The organism is Streptomyces sp. NPDC004721 (genome assembly GCF_053601495.1).
The window spans coordinates 199,967-218,319 of the sequence record NZ_JBSGBZ010000011.1 but is presented as its reverse complement, the minus strand read 5'-3'; the positions used below and the strand labels follow the sequence as shown (position 1 = coordinate 218,319).

The 18,353-nt window shown below is 73.5% G+C and carries 15 protein-coding genes and 6 tRNA genes; 9 read left to right on the top strand and 12 right to left on the bottom strand.

Annotated elements, in window-relative coordinates; translation table 11 throughout:
* Nucleotides 1–76: 76 nt before the first annotated feature.
* A tRNA-Val gene (locus tag ACWEK3_RS13395) sits at nt 77–148 on the bottom strand.
* Between the two features lie 81 nt (nt 149–229).
* Nucleotides 230–691: a TIGR02611 family protein gene (locus ACWEK3_RS13390; RefSeq protein WP_453249706.1), complete on the bottom strand. Its 462-nt coding sequence runs from the start codon at nt 689–691 to the stop codon at nt 230–232.
* A 192-nt stretch (nt 692–883) separates the two neighbouring features.
* Here ACWEK3_RS13390 and ACWEK3_RS13385 point away from each other — a divergent pair, with 192 nt between their 5' ends.
* Nucleotides 884–1,297: an SsgA family sporulation/cell division regulator gene (locus ACWEK3_RS13385; RefSeq protein WP_004002642.1), complete on the top strand. Its 414-nt coding sequence runs from the start codon at nt 884–886 to the stop codon at nt 1,295–1,297.
* Nucleotides 1,298–1,532: 235 nt separating this feature from the next.
* Nucleotides 1,533–2,093, top strand: coding sequence for a CGNR zinc finger domain-containing protein (locus tag ACWEK3_RS13380; RefSeq protein WP_450547696.1), 561 nt, complete (start codon nt 1,533–1,535; stop codon nt 2,091–2,093).
* Nucleotides 2,094–2,196: 103 nt separating this feature from the next.
* On the opposite strand, the gene ACWEK3_RS13375 is transcribed toward ACWEK3_RS13380, so the two are convergent.
* Nucleotides 2,197–2,349, bottom strand: coding sequence for a hypothetical protein (locus ACWEK3_RS13375; RefSeq protein WP_361412767.1), 153 nt, complete (start codon nt 2,347–2,349; stop codon nt 2,197–2,199).
* A gap of 138 nt (nt 2,350–2,487) precedes the next feature.
* Nucleotides 2,488–2,982, bottom strand: a complete 495-nt coding sequence (locus tag ACWEK3_RS13370) for a hypothetical protein (protein WP_453249705.1) — start codon at nt 2,980–2,982, stop codon at nt 2,488–2,490.
* A gap of 142 nt (nt 2,983–3,124) precedes the next feature.
* Between ACWEK3_RS13370 and ACWEK3_RS13365 the strand changes: the two genes are divergently transcribed.
* A complete protein-coding gene (locus ACWEK3_RS13365; RefSeq protein ID WP_450547694.1) occupies nt 3,125–3,655 on the top strand; it encodes a DsbA family protein in 531 nt (176 codons plus the stop codon).
* A 52-nt stretch (nt 3,656–3,707) separates the two neighbouring features.
* On the opposite strand, the gene ACWEK3_RS13360 is transcribed toward ACWEK3_RS13365, so the two are convergent.
* The 3 genes from ACWEK3_RS13360 to ACWEK3_RS13350 all read right to left on the bottom strand — a co-directional run bounded on the left by ACWEK3_RS13360 (nt 3,708) and on the right by ACWEK3_RS13350 (nt 6,690).
* Nucleotides 3,708–4,532, bottom strand: a complete 825-nt coding sequence (locus tag ACWEK3_RS13360) for a GNAT family N-acetyltransferase (RefSeq protein WP_453249704.1) — start codon at nt 4,530–4,532, stop codon at nt 3,708–3,710.
* A gap of 287 nt (nt 4,533–4,819) precedes the next feature.
* Nucleotides 4,820–5,641 carry an aminotransferase class IV gene (locus tag ACWEK3_RS13355; RefSeq protein WP_450547663.1) on the bottom strand — a complete coding sequence of 274 codons (822 nt, stop codon included), beginning with the start codon at nt 5,639–5,641 and terminating at the stop codon, nt 4,820–4,822.
* A complete protein-coding gene (locus ACWEK3_RS13350; protein WP_450547664.1) occupies nt 5,638–6,690 on the bottom strand; it encodes a chorismate-binding protein in 1,053 nt (350 codons plus the stop codon). The genes ACWEK3_RS13355 and ACWEK3_RS13350 overlap by 4 nt, the downstream gene beginning before the upstream one ends.
* A gap of 178 nt (nt 6,691–6,868) precedes the next feature.
* Here ACWEK3_RS13350 and ACWEK3_RS13345 point away from each other — a divergent pair.
* The 5 genes from ACWEK3_RS13345 (at nt 6,869) to ACWEK3_RS13325 (ending at nt 7,332) form a co-directional block, all read left to right on the top strand.
* Nucleotides 6,869–6,941: transfer RNA gene (locus tag ACWEK3_RS13345), tRNA-Gly, on the top strand.
* Between the two features lie 38 nt (nt 6,942–6,979).
* A tRNA-Cys gene (locus tag ACWEK3_RS13340) sits at nt 6,980–7,053 on the top strand.
* Nucleotide 7,054: 1 nt separating this feature from the next.
* Nucleotides 7,055–7,126 (top strand) — tRNA-Val (locus tag ACWEK3_RS13335).
* A gap of 25 nt (nt 7,127–7,151) precedes the next feature.
* A tRNA-Val gene (locus tag ACWEK3_RS13330) sits at nt 7,152–7,223 on the top strand.
* 37 nt (nt 7,224–7,260) lie between these two features.
* A tRNA-Val gene (locus ACWEK3_RS13325) sits at nt 7,261–7,332 on the top strand.
* 207 nt (nt 7,333–7,539) lie between these two features.
* Here ACWEK3_RS13325 and ACWEK3_RS13320 read toward each other — a convergent pair.
* Nucleotides 7,540–7,734, bottom strand: a complete 195-nt coding sequence (locus ACWEK3_RS13320) for a hypothetical protein (RefSeq protein ID WP_376398979.1) — start codon at nt 7,732–7,734, stop codon at nt 7,540–7,542.
* 570 nt (nt 7,735–8,304) lie between these two features.
* Between ACWEK3_RS13320 and ACWEK3_RS13315 the strand changes: the two genes are divergently transcribed.
* Entirely contained in the window at nt 8,305–9,678 is a 1,374-nt protein-coding gene (locus ACWEK3_RS13315) for a serine/threonine-protein kinase (protein WP_450547662.1), read from the top strand.
* Nucleotides 9,679–10,482: 804 nt separating this feature from the next.
* On the opposite strand, the gene ACWEK3_RS13310 is transcribed toward ACWEK3_RS13315, so the two are convergent.
* The 4 genes from ACWEK3_RS13310 to cbiE form a co-directional block, all read right to left on the bottom strand.
* Nucleotides 10,483–11,301 (bottom strand): TrmH family RNA methyltransferase, encoded by an 819-nt coding sequence (locus tag ACWEK3_RS13310; protein ID WP_384424679.1) that lies wholly within the window; start codon nt 11,299–11,301, stop codon nt 10,483–10,485.
* A 53-nt stretch (nt 11,302–11,354) separates the two neighbouring features.
* Nucleotides 11,355–12,587, bottom strand: coding sequence for a uroporphyrinogen-III C-methyltransferase (gene cobA / locus ACWEK3_RS13305; RefSeq protein WP_450546524.1), 1,233 nt, complete (start codon nt 12,585–12,587; stop codon nt 11,355–11,357).
* A gap of 209 nt (nt 12,588–12,796) precedes the next feature.
* Nucleotides 12,797–16,723 (bottom strand): nicotinate-nucleotide--dimethylbenzimidazole phosphoribosyltransferase, encoded by a 3,927-nt coding sequence (cobT, locus tag ACWEK3_RS13300; protein ID WP_453249703.1) that lies wholly within the window; start codon nt 16,721–16,723, stop codon nt 12,797–12,799.
* A gap of 346 nt (nt 16,724–17,069) precedes the next feature.
* A complete protein-coding gene (gene cbiE, locus ACWEK3_RS13295; protein WP_376544208.1) occupies nt 17,070–18,278 on the bottom strand; it encodes a precorrin-6y C5,15-methyltransferase (decarboxylating) subunit CbiE in 1,209 nt (402 codons plus the stop codon).
* Between the last annotated feature and the right edge of the window lie 75 nt (nt 18,279–18,353).

Genomic DNA, 18,353 nt, shown 5'->3' with positions numbered 1-18,353 from the left:
CTATCGCCCCCCCGGGCGCCCCTAAAAGCCGGGGGGGCCCGGTCCGCGTGATCGCAGACGGGCCGCCGGTTCCGGGTGGGCGATACTGGGTTCGAACCAGTGACCTCTTCGGTGTGAACGAAGCGCTCTCCCACTGAGCTAATCGCCCGGGCACAGAGAGAACATTACCGCATGTCAGGGGATGCCCGGGACCACAGCCCGGCGAGCACCGGGCCGCCACCCGCCGCGCTCAGCGGCCGCCGGCGTCCCAGGGCGGCACCAGGCCGAACCTCCAGACGTACACCCCGGCCAGCACGGCGACGATCACCAGGCCGGTCAGGGTAAGCGCGATGTTGCGGCGGCGCACCTCGGGATCGAGGGCCTGCTGGGCCGCCTCGGTGACCTTGCGCTTGGTCCAGCGCAGCACGAGCTGGGCCCAGACGAACTCGGTGGCCCAGATCGCCATGCCGCCGAAGATCACCACCCAGCCCGGTCCGGGCAGCGCGAGCATGACGACGCCGGCGATCACGACCAGGAGTCCGGCGAGGAAGATCCCCACCTGCCAGCCCAGGTGCAGCACGCGGCGTGACCGGACGAACGCGGGAGCCCGCGACCCCAGCCCCCGGCCCCGCGCCTCGCCCGCCTCCGCCTCGGCCTTCGCTCGTCCCGGCGCCTCGGCCGGCTCCTCCGGTTCGTCACTCCCCGTATTCATACGGTTCAACCGTACCGGACGAGAATCCGGTCACCGGAATGGGCGTACCGTACGAACACACCCTCCGCCGGAAGAGTTACGTAAAGCCAAGCAAAACACTCAGAGGGGTTTACAACGGCACCGTAGGTGGCATGTCGATTTCGCCGACGTGCGAATCCCCGAGCGCACACTGAGCGAAAGGCCCTGGCGCTTATGAACACCACGGTCAGCTGCGAGCTGCACCTGCGCCTCGTTGTATCGAGCGAGTCCTCTCTGCCTGTCCCCGCAGGCCTGCGGTACGACACGGCCGATCCCTACGCCGTGCACGCCACCTTCCACACCGGAGCCGAGGAGACCGTCGAGTGGGTGTTCGCCCGCGACCTCCTCGCCGAAGGGCTTCACCGACCCACGGGTACCGGAGACGTCCGTGTCTGGCCCTCGCGCAGCCATGGCCAGGGCGTCGTGTGCATCGCCCTGAGCTCTCCGGAGGGCGAAGCCCTGCTGGAGGCCCCGGCGCGGGCCCTGGAGTCCTTCCTGAAGCGAACGGACGCGGCCGTGCCCCCCGGCACGGAACACCGGCACTTCGATCTGGATCAGGAGCTGTCGCACATCCTCGCGGAAAGTTAGGGGCAGACCCGTCGAAACCCTTCAAGCAGCCCGTTGCCGTCCACTCGGGGAGACGGCTCGGGCCAGGACAACCGCATACGCGAACACACCGGCACCGGTCTCCCGCGGGGGCTGGTGCCGGTGTGCTCGCGTGGCCGCGGCAGCGGCGCCGTGAGCTGCTCGGGGGCGCGTGGAGCCACTACCATCGGCCTGCATCGGCGGGCGTGTGCCCGATCCCCAGGCCAGGGAGCGAAACGTGCTGATCACCCACGACACCCGGTGCGCGCTGGACACCGTGGTGGATCTGGTGAACACCGCACCGGAGGACGACGGGGCACCGGACGGGCTGGCGAACGTCGCGGCGCTCGCGGATTTCGTGGCGAACCACAAGATGAGCGATGTGGGTGTGCTGTCGGAGTTCGATCTTTCCGCGGTGCGCAGGATCCGCGGCCGGTTCGCGGGGATCTTCGCGGCACCGGACTGCCGGACGGCCGCGGGCATGATCAACGATCTGGTGGCCGCGGCGGGCACCACGCCCCGGCTGACGGACCACGACGGGTACGACTGGCATGTCCACTACTTCGCGCCCGGTGCCTCCGTGGCCGACCATCTGGCCGCCGACTGCGGGATGGCGCTCGCGTTCTTCGTGGTGGCCGGGGAGCGGGAACGGCTGCGGCGCTGCGAGGCTCCCGACTGCCGGCGTGCCTTCGTCGATCTGTCCCGCAACCGCTCGCGGCGGTACTGCGACAGCCGTACGTGCGGCAACCGTCTGCATGTGGCCGCCTACCGGGCGCGCCGCAAGGAGGCGGCCGGCTGACTGGAAGGCCGGGTGACGGACCTGTCCGGGGCCGGCGTTCCGGTGCCGTGTCGATGGTTGTCGTGGTCCCCGGCGGGTGACGCCGAGGACCCACGGATACGGCTCACAGCAACAGCAGGTCGTGCAACGAAGCCATGAGCAGCAGACACCCGATCACCGCAAGGAAGATCATCAGCGGCGGCTGGGAAAGGGCGAAGAGACATCCGCGCGGCTCGTCCTGAGGCGGCGCGGACTCGCTCTGTGTCGTGTCCACCATCTCGGGGCGATGATGACGCAGCCGCCGCGGCTGACGCGATCAACACACCAGGATTGTGCGGGAGTCAGCAGGATTCCGTGATCTTCGGTCCGCTTCGGCGCGGACCGTGATCACTTACGGGCGCACCCATGATCACCGTCAGATGCCGTGCTTCTTCAGGATCGCCTCGATGTCGCTGAAGTCGTCCTCGCTCCCGGACGCCGCCGGCTTCGCGGCGGGCCGGCCGGAGGTGCGGGCGGCCGGTCCCAGGGACGGCGCCGACGCCGCCGGAGCCACCGCTCCCCGCTCCGCCGTCCGGGTCGTCTCCTTGCGCTCCTTGCGCGTGCCGCCGCGGCGGCGCTCCACCGCCCGGGCCGTCGCGAAGAGCAGCCAGGCGGCGCCGAGCAGGCCGAATCCCGCCCAGGCGGTCGGGCTGAAGGCGGTGTCGGCCAGCCAGCCGACGATCCCGGTCATCGCCAGGCCGACCGGGACCAGGGAGTAGGCGGCGATACGGGCCGCGGCGAGGAAGCGCCGCCGGTAGGCGGTGACGGCGGCGATGCCCAGGCCGGCCGCGGAAACGGCGGAACATACGGTCTCGGCGATCATCCGGTCCTCCAGGCAGGCTCTCCGGTCGGGGTGGTTCGTCCCTTCCATCCTGCACCGCCCACCGCCGGGGAGGCCATGTTCCGGGCGGACTTCAGGGAGATCTCCGGGTCGTCTCCTCCGCAGGTCCCGGTGGGCGTACGACGTGTGATCCCGGTTGGGGCGCCCGCGGCGGGCCTGGGAGACTGTCCCCATGAGCGACTCCTCCCCCGCGCACGTCCCCGTCCCGGTCCTCGACGTCTGGTGCGAGCTCCAGTGCCCCGACTGCCGTACCGCGCTCGACGACCTGCGTGCCCTGCGCGCCCGGTACGGCGACCGGCTGGAGCTGCGGCTGCGGCACTTCCCGCTGGAGAAGCACCAGCACTCCTTCGCCGCCGCGCAGGCCGCGGAGGAGGCCGCCGAGCAGGGGCAGGGGTGGCCGTACGTGGAGGCGGTGCTGGACCGGGTCGAGCGGCTGGCCCGCGAGGGCGAGCCCGTCCTGATCGAGGTGGCCCGTGAACTGGGCCTGGACGCCGAGGAGTTCGACACCGCGCTGATCGACGGCCGGCACATCCTGATCGTCGACGCCGACCAGGCCGAGGGCAAGGCGATCGGCGTGACCGGCACGCCGACGTACGTGGTCGGGGGCGAGCGCCTGGACGGCGGCAAGAGCCAGGAGGGGCTGCGCGAGCGCATCGAGGAGATCGTGGACCGGCTGCTGGCCGAGTCCGGGCAGGGGAACTGACCGGCCCGGCCCGTCCGTCGCCGCTGTTCTCACGGAGTGCCGAAGCGGTTCCTCAGAGCAGTTCCTTGTAGACGGCGCGCAGCACGGGCCGGTAGCCGAGGGACTCGTACAGCCGCTCGGCCGGGGTGTTGCCCGCGAAGACGTTGAGGCCCAGGACGCGTCTGCCCGCGGCCAGCGCCTGGATCTCGGCCAGCAGCATCAGGGAGCGGCCGTGGCCCCGGCCGCGGAAGCGCTCGTCGGCCTCGACGTCGTAGACGAAGGCCCGCTCCTCGGTGACCGCCACCCACAGGGTGCCGACCGGGGTGCCCTCGTGCTCCAGCACGCTGAGCACCATGCCGGGGGTGTCGGGGCCCTGGGGCAGCAGCCGGGCGTGGTCGTCCTCCGACTTGGCCCGTGCCTCGTCGGCGGGCACACCGCGGTCGATCCAGCTCTGCGCGTAACTGAGCTTGCCTTGTTCGAGCCATGGCCCGTACTCGCCCGGGGTCATGGGCCTGCCCCGGCTGCCGGCGGGCAGTTCGGGCGCGCCGGCGTCCAGCCGCTTCTCCATGGCGCGGTTGCGTTCGACGTAGCCGAGCGCCGTGACCAGCCGGACCGCGGCCTCGGCGTCGGCGGGTACGGCGGCTTCGATCCGCTTGCAGCCCCAGCCGCGCGCCACCTCCTCGGCGGCGAGCGCGGCCACCGTGCCGCGGCCCCGGCGGCGGTCCGGTTCGTCGATGTGCAGGTCGAGGACCCTGGCGACGGAGGGCCCGAAGACGGGGTGCGTGGCGAGGTGTATCCCGCCGACCGGGCGGCTGTTCACGCACACCTGGTAGCGGCGTGAACGGGTTCCGTCGGCGTTCTGCTGCAGCGGCTCGGTCGGCCGCAGGGTCGTGGTCATCAGGGATGTTCTACCCGCTGCGACAGGGTGCGGCAGCCGAATATGTCCCGCCTGAGCGGATCCGGACCGCCGGGTCCAGTGCTGTGGCCGGAAAGCTCGCGACGTCCGGTGCTGGGGGCACCTCCCACGCCCTTCAGGCAGTGGGGGAGCATCGCAAGGCGGAGTATCGCCCGCGTACTGGATGTACTCGGGTGATGCGACAACGCGGCGTGGGGGTACCCCCGGCCGAAGGCTGGGGGAGTGCCGTGCCGGGCGTCGCGAGCCGGTGAACCTTTCCGGTCGCAGCACTAGGGGTCCAGTCGGTGTGCCGAGCGTTCGTCGAAGATCCGCATGGCCTTGGCGGTCACCGGGCCCGGGGCGTCCGGCAGTTCGCGGTCGTCGACACGGTGCACGGCCTGGATGTCGCGCAGGGTGGAGGTGAGGAAGACCTCCTCGGCCCGGCTCAGGACGTCCAGCGGCAGGTCGGTCTCCTTCGCGCCCGTCCACTCGATCACGAGGGCGCGCGTGATCCCGGCGAGGCAGCCGGAGGCGAGCGGCGGGGTGTGGAGGTCCCCGTCGAGGACGACGAAGACGTTGGAGCCGGTGCCCTCGCAGAGCCGTCCGACGGTGTTGCCGAACAGGGCCTCGGTAGCGCCGTGTTGGTGAGCGCGGGCGAGCGCGACGACGTTCTCGGCGTACGAGGTGGTCTTCAGGCCGGTGAGCGCGCCGCGCTCGTTGCGGGTCCAGGGCACCGTGACGACGGCGGTGGAGTCGGGGCGGCGGGTGGTCTCGCCGAGGGCGACCAGCAGCGTCGGGCCCTGGTCCCCGCGGTCGGAGCCGAGGGGCCCGTGACCGCCGGTGTAGGTGATGCGCAGCCGGCCCAGCGGCATCGGGTTGGCCTCGATCACGGCGGCGCAGGCGCGGCGCACCTCGTCGTGGTCGGGGTCGGGCAGGCCCAGGCCGCGGGCGGACCGGGTGAGCCGGTCCAGGTGGCGGGTCAGCGCGAACGGCTTTCCGTCGAGCGCCTTCACCGTCTCGAAGATGCCGTCGCCCACGGTCAGCCCGTGGTCGAACGCGGAGACACGGGCGGACTCGAAGTCCCGCAGCGCGCCGTCGAGCCAGATCTTCACCGTTGCAGTCCCTCTCCGCTTTCCTCGTACCTGCCCGACGCTACCGCGAGCAGCCGGGCCGCCTTCAGCTCGGTCTCCCGCCACTCGCCCTCGGGGTCCGAGTCCCAGGTGATCCCGGCGCCGGCGCCGAAACGCAGGACGGGTGTGTCGGCGGCACGGTCGATCCAGAAGGTGCGTATGCCGACGGCCAGCTCGCCCGTCCCGCGGTCGGCGTCGACCCAGCCGATGCCGCCGCAGTAGGGGCCGCGGGGCGCGGTCTCCAGGACGTCGATGATCCGCAGGGCGCTCGACTTGGGGGCTCCGGTGATCGAGCCGGCCGGGAAGGCGGCGTCGAGCAGCTCGGGCCAGCCCGCGCCCTCGCACAGCTCGCCGCGGACCGTGGAGACGAGGTGGACCAGTCCGGGGTGCTTCTCGACGACGCACAGGTCGGGGACGGTGACACTGCCGGTGGCACACACGCGCCCGATGTCGTTGCGGACCAGGTCCACGATCATCACGTTCTCGGCGTAGTCCTTCGCCAGGAGCTCCGCCTCGGTGCGGGCGGTGCCCTTGATCGGGCCGGACTCGACGGTCCGGCCGTCGCGGCGCAGGAAGAGCTCGGGGGAGGCGGTGGCGATCTCCACTCCGTGCCCGGGCAGGCGAATCGTTCCCGCATACGGCGCCGGGTTGCCGCGGGCCAGTACGGCGGTCAGGGCGTCCACGTCGGCGGCGGGGGCGACCGGCGCGCCGAGCACGCGGCAGAGGTTCACCTGGTAGACCTCGCCGGTCGCGATGTGCTCGCGGATGCGTCGTACGCCGGCGGTGTACGCGGCGTGGTCGAGGGAAGAGGTCCAGTCACCGGCTCCCGGGCCGCGCCACCGGCCCGGGACGGGAGCGGGTACGGGTTCCTCCCGCACGTCACGGAAGCGGGCGCAGGTCAGCCGGCCCTCGTAGTCGGCGGCGACGGCCCAGAAACCGCTGGAGTCCAGGGCCGCGGGATCACTGGTGACATCGGTCAGGCCGGTGGCGACACGGTCGCCGAAACGGGCAAGAGGAGGCAGGTCGAGCACGCCGTCGAGTCTATGGCGGGCGCCGTCCCGGGCGGTCCGGGCGTGTCGTTCCGGGCCCCCGGCCGGGTCGCCGAGCGGACGCAGCGCAGCACGCTGCACAAACGCGTTTTTGTACTGGCCCGGGAATCCGCTAGAGTTCAACACGTCGCCGGGCCGCGCAAGCGGACCGAAACGACAGGCGGACGTAGCTCAGTTGGTAGAGCGCAACCTTGCCAAGGTTGAGGTCGCGAGTTCGAGCCTCGTCGTCCGCTCGCAGGAAGAGGGGATCTCCCGGGTCCCCTGTACTCCTGGTGGAGTGGCCGAGAGGCGAGGCAACGGCCTGCAAAGCCGTCTACACGGGTTCAAATCCCGTCTCCACCTCCAAGGACGATTAGCTCAGCGGGAGAGCGCTTCCCTGACACGGAAGAGGTCACTGGTTCAATCCCAGTATCGTCCACTGGATCTGCCGAAGATCCTTACCCGCGCGATTAGCTCAGCGGGAGAGCGCTTCCCTGACACGGAAGAGGTCACTGGTTCAATCCCAGTATCGCGCACAGGGATCGTGATCCTTACCCGTGATCATGATCTTGAGGACGATTAGCTCAGCGGGAGAGCGCTTCCCTGACACGGAAGAGGTCACTGGTTCAATCCCAGTATCGTCCACACGCCAAGAAGCCCCCCGGTCGTCTCGTACGGCCGGGGGGCTTCGTCGTTCCACGCGACGGCGGCCGGGCCGCCGGGGCACAGAACAATGCCGGCGCAGCTCCCCAGCTGCGCCGGCATTCTGCCGTCCGCCGCACCCCCGTCCCCACGGGGTTTCATGGGTGGATGTCCCCGCCCGGACCGCTCTTCCGGGCCTGGGGTCGCCGCTCAGCGCCCCAGCATCACACCCACGGACGACGCCTGTGTGGCCACTGTGTTCCAGCCGTCGAAGACGAGCAGGAGCAGGGCCGCCAGGGGAAGGGCCATCAGCGTCGCCACCAGGGGGTGGCGGCGGCCCGTTCGGCGGGAGCGCGCGAACCGCGCCTGGGTGCGGAGCAGCGTCCGCGGTGCCGTCAGGGCCATGGTCCCTCTCCTGACCGTCTCGGTTGTCGTTGGCAGCGGCGGGTGCCTGACCTCGGGGGACGAGTGCCGCACCCGCCGCTTGACCTCAAATCTAGGCGCGCGGCGTATCCGGGGCGTCATGCCCTCGTACCGATTGGAGGGCCTCCCGGAGGATGAGCCGTGAGCTGGGGACTACTCCCCTGGGTGGAGACATGACTCCGGGCCTCGGGGTCTTCCCGGAGGGGACGCCCGCGACACCGCCACCCCCACCGGTCCACCGGATGAGCCGCCCCCGCTGTGCGTGACTTCTCTCACCTGGGCCGCACCCCGGTACGGGCCCTGCTCCCCCCGGCGGCGGGGCCCGTCCGCCCCCGGCCCCCACAGCCGCCCGGCACAGGTCCAACCTCCTTCCCCCTGCGGGCGGTTGGGATCTTGAGACACCCCAAGGCGGGCTCGTCCCAAGCGCGTTGACCGTGTGTCAAATCCACTGTCTCGCGCGGACAATCGATGGGGTCGAGAGGGCGCGGCCTCTGCGCGCAGGCGGTCCCGGATACGTAAGCTGTGGCTCGTCACAGGGACCGGGCAGCGGGGATGAACATGGCGATGATGCGCCTGAGGCGCGAGGACCCGCGCGTCGTCGGCTCGTTCAGGCTTCACCGACGGCTCGGCGCGGGCGGGATGGGCGTGGTCTACCTGGGCTCCGACCGGAAGGGCCAGCGCGTGGCGCTGAAGGTCATCCGGCCGGATCTGGCGGAGGACCAGGAGTTCCGCTCGCGGTTCGCGCGCGAGGTCTCGGCGGCGCGGCGGATCCGGGGCGGGTGCACGGCGCGGCTGGTGGCCGCGGACCTGGAGGCGGACCGGCCGTGGTTCGCCACGCAGTACGTGCCCGGGCCCTCCCTGCACGACAAGGTGGCCGAAGAGGGCGCCCTGTACGCGGCGGAGACGGCGGCGATCGGGGCCGCGCTGTCCGAGGGGCTGGTCGCGGTGCACGAGGCCGGGGTGGTGCACCGGGATCTCAAGCCCTCCAACATCCTGCTGTCCCCCAAGGGGCCGCGGATCATCGACTTCGGCATCGCGTGGGCGACCGGTGCCTCCACGCTCACGCACGTCGGCACGGCGGTCGGCTCTCCGGGCTTCCTCGCCCCGGAGCAGGTGCGCGGCGCCGCGGTCACTCCGGCCACCGACGTGTTCTCGCTGGGGGCGACCCTGGCCTACGCGTCGACGGGCGACTCGCCGTTCGGGCACGGCAGTTCCGAGGTGATGCTGTACCGCGTGGTGCACGAGGAGCCGCAGCTGCACGGCGTGCCGGACGCGCTCGCTCCGCTGGTCCGGGCGTGCCTGGCGAAGGACCCCGAGGAGCGGCCCACCACGCTGCAGTTGTCGCTGCGGCTGAAGGAGATCGCCGCGCGCGAGGCGCAGGACCTGGGCGAGGCACAGGCGCCGGCGCCGCGTGCCGCGGAGGCGGACCGTTCGAGCGGTCCGCTGGTCGACAGTTACCCGGGACACCAGCGACCCGGTCAGACCGAGCAGGCGCGGGGCCGGCGGCGTCCGCCGGGCACCCCCGCCCCACAGGGCTCGGTCCCTCCGTCGCGGGGCGGCTCGTCGTCCCGCACGGGCGACTCGTCGTCCCGGGGCGGTCCCTCCCGTACGGGCGGTTCGCGGCCGGCACCGGCCTCCCGGGGCGGTTCGCGCTCGGGCAGCGGCGGCCGTCCGGTGCGGCGCGACGGCACCGGGCGGACAGGGCCGCGCGGCACGTCGAGCGGCCTGCGGCCCGCCAACCCGAGGCTGCTGCGACAGCGTTTGACCGTGTTCGTGGTGGTGACGCTGCTGGTCGCGCTCGGCATCGCGGCGGCACAGGGCTGCCAGGGGCCCGCGCGGGGGCTGGGCGACGACGGCCACGGCGTACGGGAGCAGCGGCACGCGCACGCGCAGGCGGTGGAGGCACCGTCGCCGCGGGGGACGTAGGGGCCGGCGGGAGCCGCCGGGGACGCTCTCGGGCTTCGGGTGTCGGGCGGGGCCTGCCGCTAAGGGCGGCCCGTCGCCACCGCGTAGAAGGCGACCGCAGCCTCGGCGGACGTGAGAGCCGGTGGGAGCGGCCGGGGACGAACTCGGGCGTCGGACGTCGGGCGGGTCCAACGCTTCTCGGGCCCGTCGGGCGGCGGGTTCTACGGCTCGTTGGGCGGGGCGCCGACTCGTTGAGCGGGGCCTGCGGCTGAGGACGACCCGTCGCGACCGCGTAAAAGGCGACCGCAGCCGTGGCGGACGTAAGAGCCGGCGGGAGCCGCCACGGACGATCCCGAGCACCCGGCAGTCCCACGGCTCGTCGGGCCGGACGCCGACTCGTCGGGCAAGGGCTACGGCTGAAGGCGATCCCTCGCCGCGTGAAAGGCGATCGCAACCGCAGCGGCCGTAGAGGTGCCAGAGGCAGCCGCCGCGGACGATCCCAGGCGTCCAGCGGTCCCACAGCTCGTCAGGCTCGTCGGGCTGGGCACCGTTTCGTCGGGCAAGACCTACGGCTGAAGGCGACCCGTCGCCGCATGAAAGGCGACCTCAACCGCAGCGGCCGTAGAGGCCGCCGGGAATCACCACGGACGATCCCGAGCACCCGGCAGTCCCACAGCTCGTCAAGCTCGTCGGGCAAGGCCTACGACTGAGGGCGATCCCTCGCCGCGTGAAAGGCGACCTCAACCGCAGCGGCCGTAGGGGCCAACGGCGGTCGCCGCGGACGATCTCGGGCGCCCGGCGGTCTCACGGCTTGTTGGACGGGGCCTACTCCTGAGGGCGGCCCGTTGTCACCGCGTAGAAGGCGACCGCGGCTGCGGCGCCCACGTTGAGGGAGTCGACGCCGTGTGACATGGGGATGCGGACCCACTCGTCGGCGGCCGCCAGGGCCCGGGTGGACAGGCCGGCACCCTCGGCTCCGAGCATCAGCGCGACCCGGTCCATCCGGTGCGGGGCGGCCTCGTCCAGGGTTTTGGCCTTCTCGTCGGGGGTGAGGGCGAGCAGTGTGAAACCGGCCTCACGGACCGCCTCCAGGCCCTTCGGCCAGATGTCGAGACGGGCGTACGGCACGGAGAAGACCGCGCCCATGGAGACCTTCACGCTGCGGCGGTAGAGCGGGTCGGCGCAGTCCGGGGAGAGCAGGACCGCGTCCATGCCGAGGGCGGCGGCGGACCGGAAGATGGCGCCGATGTTCGTGTGGTCGTTGACGGACTCCATGACCGCGACCCGGCGGGCCGTCCGCAGCACCTCGGCCGCGGTGGGCAGCGGCTTGCGCTGCATGGAGGCGAGGGCGCCGCGGTGGACGTGGTAGCCGGTGACCCGTTCGGCGAGTTCCGGGCTCACCACGTGGACGGGTGCGGTGAGTTCGTCGATGACGTCGCGCATCGCGTCGACCCACTTCGCGGACAGCAGCATCGAGCGCATCTCGTACCCGGCGTCCCTGGCCCGGCGGATGACCTTCTCGCCCTCGGCGATGAACAGGCCCTCGGCGGGTTCGCGCCTGCGGCGCAGCTCCACGTCGGTCAGGTCCGTGTAGTCGTGCAGGCGCGGGTCGTCGGGGTCCTCGACGGTGATGAGTTCGGCCACGGGTGATACTGCCTTGTCCTGGTGATGGTGCGGGCGGCTCGGGTGGGCGGGGGTCACTCTTGGGGGCGCGGGCCCACCGTGACGACCTCGCCGATGACGATCACGGCCGGCGGCCTCACGTCCTGCGCGCGTACGGTCTCGGCGACCGTCGCGAGGGTCGCGTCGACCCGGCGCTGGGCGGCCGTCGTGCCCTCCTGGACCAGGGCGACCGGGGTGTCCGGGGACTTGCCGTGGGCCACGAGCGTCTCGGCGATCCTGCCGATCTTGTCGACGCCCATAAGGACGACGAGCGTGCCGGTGAGCCTGGCCAGGGACGGCCAGTCGACCAGGGAACGCTCGTCGTCGGGCGCCACGTGCCCGCTGACCACGGTGAACTCGTGGGCGACCCCGCGGTGGGTGACCGGGATGCCGGCCGCGCCCGGGACCGAGATCGAGCTGGAGATGCCGGGGACGACCGTGCAGGGAACCCCGGCCTCGGCGAGTGCCTGGACCTCCTCCATGCCCCGGCCGAAGACGTACGGGTCGCCGCCCTTGAGCCGGACCACCGACTTGCCCTGCTTGGCGTGCTCGACGAGGGCGTGGTTGATCGCCTCCTGGGCCATGAAGCGGCCGTAGGGGATCTTCGCCGCGTCGATCACCTCGACGTGCGGCGGGAGTTCGGCGAGCAGATCGCGCGGGCCGAGCCGGTCGGCTATGACGACGTCGGCCTCGGCGAGCAGCCGGCGGCCGCGGACCGTGATCAGGTCCGGGTCGCCGGGGCCGCCGCCGACCAGGGCGACGCCGGGGGTACGGGTGCGGTGGTGCGGGGCGACGAGCGTGCCGTCGCGCAGGCCCTCCACGACCGCGTCGCGGATGGCCGCGGTGTGCCGGGGGTCGCGGCCGCGCGCGCTGGTGGTGAGCACGGCGACCGTGACGCCCTCGCTGTGGCCGGTGGCCGGGGTCCAGGCGGTCGCGGCGTCGGCGTCGTCGGAGCGGACGCACCACACGCGCAGGCGCTCGGCCTCGGCCGAGGCGCGCGTGTTGGCGTCGTGGTCGCTGGTGGCGATCAGGGCGTACCAGGCGTCGGCGAGGTCGCCGTCCTCGTAGGGCCGCCGCTTCCAGGTGATCTCGCCCGCGTCCGCCATCGCCTCCACGGAGGGGGTGGCCTCGGGCGACACGAGGACGACGTCCGCGCCCGCAGCGACGAGCGCCGGGAGGCGGCGCTGAGCCACCTGCCCGCCGCCGAGGACGACGACACGGCGGCCGGTCAGGCGGAGGCCTACGGGGTAGGCGGGGTGTTCGGCCATGAGGCGAGCTCCTCTTGCGGCGGCGGTGCGATAGCCCTGACGTGCGGATTTTACGCGGTCGGGGGGGTGCGCCGGCCTGGGCGTCCGGTGGCTGGGCGGCTAGGCCGGGTCCCGGCCGTGGGCACCGCCGCGGCAGGTGGGGGACGGACCGTGGGTCCGGTCCGTCCCCCAACGCGGCCGACGGTCGGGGAATCGTGGATTCCGCGCGGCTACTTCTCCGTCACTCCCGCCGAGTCGAACGTGGCCACCTCGTGCATCGCCCGGGCCGTGCTCTGCACCAGCGGCAGGGCGAGCAGCGCGCCCGTGCCCTCGCCGAGGCGCAGGTCGAGGTCGACCAGGGGGCGCAGGCCGAGCTTGTTGAGGGCGGCGACGTGGCCCGGTTCGGCGCTGCGGTGGCCGGCGATGCAGGCCGCCAGCACTTCGGGGGCGATGGCGCGGGCGACCAGGGCGGCGGCGCCGGCGCTGACGCCGTCCAGGATGACCGGTGTGCGCAGGGAGGCGCCGCCCAGCAGCAGGCCGACGATGGCCGCGTGCTCGAAGCCGCCGATCGCGGCGAGCACGCCGATGGGGTCGGCCGGGTCCGGCTGGTGCAGTTCCAGGGCGCGCCGCACCACGTCGGTCTTGCGGGCCAGGGTCTCGTCGTTGATGCCCGTGCCCCGGCCGGTGACCTCGGCGGGTTCGACACCGGTGAAGACGGAGATGAGGGCCGCGGACGCCGTGGTGTTGGCGATGCCCATCTCACCGGTGAGCAGCGCCTTGTTCCCGGCCGCCACCAGGTCGCGGGCGGTCTCGATGCCGACCTCGATGGCCTGCTTGGCCTCCTCGCGGGTCATCGCGGGACCGGCGGTCATGTCGGAGGTGCCCGCGCGGACCTTGCGGGGCAGCAGGCCCGGCGTGGCCGGGAGGTCGGCGGCGACGCCCACGTCGACGACGCAGACCTCGGCGCCCACCTGGGCGGCGAAGGCGTTGCAGACCGCTCCCCCGCCGAGGAAGTTGGCCACCATCTGGGCGGTGACCTCCTGCGGCCAGGGGGTGACGCCCTGGGCGTGCACCCCGTGGTCGCCGGCGAAGACCGCGACGGCCGCGGGCTCGGGGATCGGCGGCGGGCACTGGCGGGACAGGCCGCACAGCTGCGCGGAGATGATCTCCAGCATGCCGAGCGCGCCGGCCGGCTTGGTCATCCGCTTCTGCCGCTCCCATGCCTCGCCGAGCGCCTTGGCGTCCAGCGGGCGGATCTGCGCGACGGTCTCGGCGAGCAGGTCGTGCGGGTCCTCGCCGGGCAGGGCGCGACGGCCGTACGTCTCCTCGTGCACGACCCAGGACAGCGGGCGGCGCTTGGACCAGCCGGCCTGCATCAGCTCGGGCTCGTCCGGGAACTCGTCGACGTAGCCCACGCACAGGTAGGCGACGACCTCCAGGTGCTCGGGCAGGCCGAGGGCGCGGACCATCTCGCGCTCGTCGAAGAAGCTCACCCAGCCGACGCCGAGGCCCTCGGCGCGGGCCGCGAGCCAGAGGTTCTCGACCGCGAGAGCGGAGGAGTACGGCGCCATCTGCGGCTGGGTGTGGCGGCCCAGGGTGTGCCGGCCGCCGCGGGTCGGGTCGGCGGTGACGACGATGTTCACCGGGGTGTCGAGGATGGCCTCGACCTTCAGTTCCTTGAACTGCTTCGCCCGGCCCTTGGGCAGCGACTTGGCGTACGCCTCGCGCTGGCGCATGGCCAGCTCGTGCATCGCCTGCCTGGTTTCGGCGGAGCGGATGACGACGAAGTCCCAGGGCTGCGAGTGGCCCACGGACGGTGCCGTGTGAGCGGCCTCCAGGACGCGCAGCAGCACCTCGTGCGGGATGGGGTCGCCGCGGAAGCCGTTGCGGATGTCGCGGCGCTCGCGCATCACCTTGAGCACGGCCTCGCGCTCGGCATCGTCGTAGCCGGGCGCGGCCGGACCAATGGCCCGCGGTGCCTCCGCCTCCGCGGCCGCGTTCTCCTCCCGGGCCTCTTCCGCGTCGGCGCCGTGGGTGTCCAGGTCGTCCGCGTGCTGGACGGCCTCGGGCGCGGGCTCCTCGCTCGACACGGCGACGGCCTCGCCGTCGCGGGGTGCGGGGACCATGGCGGCGGGCTCCTCGGGGGCGAGTTGGTCCGCCGGGACGACGATGGGGTGCGGCGGGGTCGGGGCCAGGTGCGGGGTGGTGGGCACCGAGCCCTCGACGGGCACGAACTCTCCGAGGGTCTGGCCGGGCTGCGGCTGAAGGGGGACGCCGGGGCGGAGGGGCGCGCCGTGGGCGTGCTCGCCGGTGGTCCGGTCCGCGGGCGGCGTCGCCGCGTCCGGCTGGGCGGGCCGGGGCCCGGCCGTTTCGGGAGCCGCGGGGGCCGCTTCGGCGGCCTGGGTTCCGTCCGCATTCTGGACAGAGAGGTCCGCGATGTGAGCCGCGGCCGGTACGGCGGCATCGGCCGCGTCCTGCGGGCCGGGCTCCACGGCCGTGGGCACCTCCGGCGAAGTCGGCTGTTCCACGGCGGGGATGGGCGTCGCGGTGGCGTCGGCAGGAACCGCCGGGGCGGGCGTGGCCGCGGAGGCGTCGGTGGCGTCGGTGGCCTGAGCCTGCGGCCGCGTGGCCTCGGTCGGCTCATCTGCCGCGACGGTGGCCTCGGCGGTGCCGCCGATCTCCGGGGCGTGAGCGGCTGCCGGAACCCGCGCGGCCTCGGCCTGGCCGGTCTGCGGGGCGGCCCCTTCCGGACTCTGGCCCGCCTCTGGGGTGTTGACGGCGACGGGCGCGGGCTCGACCTGCACGGCCTGCACTCCCCCAGGACCGGTTCCGGTTGCACTCGTCGTCTCGGCGGCGGCCACGGCGGCGGGGACACCCGCCTGCACGACCTCGGCCGCACCTTCGGCAGCGTCACCGGTCTGGGGCGCCTGCACGCCATCCGTCACCTGCGCGGCGTCCGGGGCGTGCGCGGGCTCGGCCGGACCGCCCGGCGCGGCGCCGGCCGCCGGCACAGGGGCACCGGGAACGACGCCGGTACCCTCCGACTGCGGGCCGGCCTCGGGCACCTGCCCACCATCCGGCACCTGGCCCGCGTCCGGGGCCGCGGCACCCTCCGACCGGGGCCCGGCCTCCGGCTCCTGGCCAACCGCCGGAACCTGACCCGTGTCCGGGGCAACCCCGGCGACAGCGCCCTCCGGCCGGGACTCGGCCCCGGCCGCACCACCGGGCTCAACTCCGGCCCCGGGCACGGGCGCACCGGGAACGACACCGGCGTCCTCCGAGTCCGGACCGGCCTCGGGCACCTGACCCGCACCCGGGACAACCCCGGCCACGGCGCCCTCGGGCCGGGGTGACGCACCCTCAGCGGCACCACCGGGCTCGATCCCGGCCCCCGGCACGGCAACACCGGCACCCGCCGACCGCGGCCCCGCCTCCGGCGTCCGACCACCGGTCGGGACCTGGCCGAGCACCTGACCCCGGCCGTCCGTCGGCAGGTGGCTCGTGGCAGGGACGTACGGGACGGCGCCGGACAGGGCCGCGTCGGGGGCGACGGCGGCCTGGGCCACGCCGACGGGCTCCGGAACCGGAACGACCGTGTCCGCGGTTCCCGCCCCGGCGAGCACCGGAGGGGCCGCCACGGTGGGTTGGGCGCCCCAGGGCGTGGCGCCCTGCGGGGCCATCTCGCGCAACTGCGGGACGTCGAAGTACTCGGGGCCGGTCGTGGGCGGTCCGGGCCGGCGGACCGGCGCGTCCGCGGGGCCGCGGTCGGCCAGGGAGCGGACCGGGCTCGCGGAGGCGTCGGGGATCGGCGGACCGAGGTGCAGCGGCCGGCGCGGGGGCACCGCCGCGGCGATCCCGGCCGGCGGCGTGGCCGCCGGGTCGTGGTGCCACGCAGCGCCGAGGTCGACGGAGCCGGTGTCGCGGCCGGCCGTCTCGTGCGGGTCCTGCTCGTGGACGGCCTCGAGGACCGGCTCCGGGGCGGGCGGGGCCACCTCGTTGCCCCACGCTCCGTGGGAGCCCGGCAGGAGCAGGTCTTCGTCCTCGGCGGGAGACTCGGAGAGGTAGGCGTACGCACCGTGCGCGGGGACGCCCGGCTGCTCCACCATGCCTGCGCTCTCCGGCAGTCCCTCGCCCGGGACCTGGCCGGTGTCGGTCATGCGTACCCCTCGCCCATCGGTTTAGTGCTCCTACGACCAGCTCACCCGGAACGGCGCACCGACCGCCCCCAGTGAAGAACGAGCGTCCGCGCCGTGCGGCACGAACAACCCGCCCGGAAAAGGCGACAAAGCCATTGAGTGGCATTCTCGCGGTCGTCCGGCCGCCGCGACAGCGTGATCCGCGACGGCCCGCTGTGGACTGCGCCACGTTGCGCGTTCTCCGGGTCTGCCGTACCACACCCGCCCTGAATCGGGTGGGTTTTCCGGACATTGACGAACGAACTTCCGGACCACCCGGTGCGGTGCAACGATCGGCCAGCCTACCGCGCGCGGTACGACAACCCGATCACGGGGCACGCTCGGGCAGCACGGCACTGAGCAGGAACACGACGCTGCGCTCGGTCTCCGTCCAGGCGCGCGTGTCGAGCGCGACGGACTGGAGCAGGGCGCACTCGACTTGGTATCCGTGCTCGGTGAGGTCGCGGCCGACGAGTTCGGCGGCGTCCCGGGTGGCGGCATGGGCGACGATCCGCTGCGGGCGCCGGTCGGCGACCGCGGAGACCACGGCCACTCCCCCGCCGCCGACGCGGACGACGTCCGGTTCGGGCAGGTTCTCCAGAATGTGCGGGGCGGTGCCGTGCACCACCTGCATGCGGACGTCGAAGCGGTGCGCGGCCGACTCGGTGCGGGCGCAGGCCCGCGCGTCCCGGTCGACGGCGATGACGGCGGCGCCGCCGCGCGCGGCCTCGGTGGCGAAGGCGCCGCTGCCGCAGCCGATGTCCCACACGAGGTCGCCGACGCGCGGTCCGAGGCGGGCGAGTTGGGCGGCCCGGAGCAGATCGGTCTCCCCCTCGCCGAGCCCGCCGCCGTAGACCTCGGCGGGCTGGGTCCAGCCGCGCGGCCCGTGGGCGGGGTCGTTCCCGGCGATCCAGCCGCCGCCCTCGCCGCCGCTCCGGCCGCCGATGACGATGACGACGTTGGGGTCGCGCCAGGTGTGGTCGGCGGCCTTGTCGGAGGTGACGACGCTGACCTGCTCGCGTTCGGTGCCGAGTTCCTCGCAGATGACGAAGGTGCGGTGGACTCCGTCCAGCAGCAGGCCGAGTTCGGCGGGTCCGGCGCCGGGGGCGGTGAGCACGGCGACCTTGGCGTGGGCACGGCACACATTCACCGCGCGTCGCAGGGTGCGCTTGTGTGCGACGACCACTTGGGCGTCGTCCCAGGGCATTCCGGCGCGGGCGAAGGCGGCGGCCACGGACGAGACGGCGGGAACGACCTCGACCTCCAGGCCGAACTCCGGTGCGCGCAGGGTCCGTACGACCCCGAAGAAGCCCGGGTCGCCGTCGGCGAGCACCACCGCGGTGCCGCGGTGGCCGGCGATGCGGCGGGCGGCGAGGGCGACACTGCCGAGGCGGATGCGTTCGGCGGTGCGCGGTACCTCGGGCAGCGCCAGGTGGTGGGCCGCGCCTGCCACGAGGGTGGCGGCGCCCAGGGCGCCGCGCGCCGCGTCGGTCAGCGGCGAACCGTCCCAGCCGATCACCGTGACCCGGTCGGCCATCGTCGTCAGTCTCCAGGATTGCGCAGGTCGTCGGGGTACGGACGCCCGAGGGCGTGTCCCGCGAGCGTACCGGGT